Annotated in this window: 1 protein-coding gene; it reads left to right on the top strand. The window is 45.5% G+C overall.

The features are described from left to right. Positions 1 to 120 precede the first annotated feature (120 nt). Positions 121 to 390: a 30S ribosomal protein S15 gene (gene rpsO, locus ACTHUR_RS15625; RefSeq protein WP_003679932.1), complete on the top strand. Its 270-nt coding sequence runs from the start codon at positions 121 to 123 to the stop codon at positions 388 to 390. The last annotated feature ends 228 nt before the right edge of the window (positions 391 to 618 follow it).

Raw genomic sequence — 618 nt, 5'->3', positions numbered from 1 at the left:
ATAATCCGCCCGTCTTTACAAAAAGACTTCAGGAGTTTGAACGGGTTTTTGGCTCGTCAAACTTGTCCGAGCCCGAGTTTTTACGAATGACGGTTCTTTTATTTTTCGGAGTTATCCATCATGGCATTGACCGTAGAACAAAAAGCACAAATTGTTAAAGATTTCCAACGTAAAGAAGGCGATACCGGTTCTTCTGAAGTACAAGTCGCTCTGTTGACTTTCCGTATCAACGACCTGACTCCCCACTTCAAAGCCAACCCTAAAGACCACCACAGCCGTCGCGGCCTGTTGAAAATGGTCAGCCAACGTCGCCGTCTGTTGTCTTACTTGCGCCGTACTCAACCTGATACATACCGCACCCTGATCACCCGCTTGGGTCTGCGCAAATAATTGCTGCTTTACCGGACACCGCTTGCGAAAGCGGTGTTTTTTCATATGGGTTGACGATAAATCATAAAAACAATAGCGCAGGTTTATAGGGGTCGTCTGAAAAAGGTCGTCTGAAAATATAGTGGATTAACTTTAAACCAGTACGGCGTTGCCTCGCCTTACCGTACTATCTGTACTGTCTGCGGCTTCGTCGCCTTGTCCTGATTTAAATTTAATCCACTATATATC

Source organism: Neisseria sp. P0021.S007, assembly GCF_051956855.1.
The sequence above is the reverse complement of the archived record's forward strand: the minus strand, read 5'-3'. Positions and strand labels throughout refer to the sequence as shown.

What these genes read in the sequence shown, in the direction of transcription:
- rpsO (WP_003679932.1), top strand. Translation starts at nt 121, where the DNA reads ATGGCATTGACCGTAGAACAAAAAGCACAAATTGTTAAAGATTTCCAA.